The sequence below is a fragment of the Vibrio sp. 1078-1 genome (assembly GCF_033340475.1).
The window spans coordinates 1-509 of the sequence record NZ_JAWOWM010000958.1; the positions used below are offsets into that span (position 1 = coordinate 1).

A 509-nucleotide genomic window follows, 5' to 3' on the forward strand; every position below is an offset into this window, starting at 1 on the left:
ATTCAGATATACCGAAGACGTTGGTTTCGCCCTTTAATGAACCAACGCCAAGAATGAGTGCGCTATATAATTTATTACCTTTATCTATAAACTTAGGGCGTGCGTTAATATAAAAGGCATCACCTTTAACACTGGCATCTTCATTAAATTCAGCTTCACCAAAATGTTGGTATTCTAACTCCACACCTAAATCTACATTAGGGTGAACTGCAAAATTATAACCAGCATACACCCCTCCACCTAAGTCGTTGCTTTCATCAATAGTTGCAATACCAGCATCTAACTCAGTATTGTGACCTACAAGTAAATTGCCGCCGACATAAAAATGGTCTACCTCGTTTGCACTTGCACTTGCACTTAAGAGTGCTAGTAAAATCAGTTTTTTCACTTTAAGTCCTTATAGTTGATTTGGAGATATTATGCATGCATGGGAGTATCGTTAATAGCGAATATTTAACGTAACGCTCGTTGTACGAATCCCCAAGGTCGCTAGTGTAGGCGACCTTTTT

Annotated in this window: 1 protein-coding gene; it reads right to left on the reverse strand. The window is 38.7% G+C overall.

All coding sequences use genetic code 11. The features are described from left to right. The coding region (locus R7190_RS31080) for an outer membrane beta-barrel protein (protein ID WP_318138368.1) at nt 1–388 on the reverse strand (388 nt) is incomplete at its 3' end. Nucleotides 389–509 lie beyond the last annotated feature (121 nt).